This is a genomic window from Synechococcus sp. H55.10 (genome assembly GCF_047502715.1).
Taxonomy (GTDB): domain Bacteria; phylum Cyanobacteriota; class Cyanobacteriia; order Thermostichales; family Thermostichaceae; genus Thermostichus.
The window spans coordinates 1-588 of record NZ_JANSJJ010000215.1 but is presented as its reverse complement, the minus strand read 5'-3'; the positions used below and the strand labels follow the sequence as shown (position 1 = coordinate 588).

General features: G+C 58.8%; 1 pseudogene. It reads left to right on the top strand.

The annotated features are described in order from the left end of the window. A pseudogene (locus tag NW858_RS11630) lies at positions 1–583 on the top strand (zinc ribbon domain-containing protein); the annotation flags it as partial. Positions 584–588 lie beyond the last annotated feature (5 nt).

The following is a 588-nucleotide window of genomic DNA, read 5'->3' as shown; positions in this document are numbered from 1 at the left end:
TAACTGGAATGGACAGCAGCTAAATAAGGTGAGGGATCACTACTCCCGCTTGAGAGCGGTTCTCCAACGCAAGGCCAGTCAGGGCCCACGCAGCACTCGGCGCAGGTGTCGGGAGCTGTTGCAACGGCTGTCTGGTCGGGAGAGACGCTTTCAAGCCTGGGTGAACCACTGCATCTCTACTCGCGTCAGCGGGACGGAGTCCTTAGCGATTGTTGCTAGGGCCAAAGCTACCTGCAGCCTCATTGCCTTGGAGGACTGGACTGGGATGAGAGAACGTACCAACCAACAGCCGCGCAGCAAGACGGAGCGGCGGCGGTCAAACAGTGAGGCCTACGGCCCGCTAGCGCGAGGGGCGTTCTCCCAGTGGAGACAGTTTGTGCACTACAAGGCAGCCAGAGCGGGGGTGGAGGTGGTGGTAGTACCGCCTGCCTACACTTGGCAAACTTGTCACCGGTGTTTGTGGCTTGGGCAGCGGGAAGGGAAGCATTTTCGTTGTGTCAACCCGGCTTGTAGCTGGGAGGGAGATGCAGATTTGAACGGTGCTAACGGGATTGCACTTTTGGGGCTGAATGGAAACCAGCCTTGAGG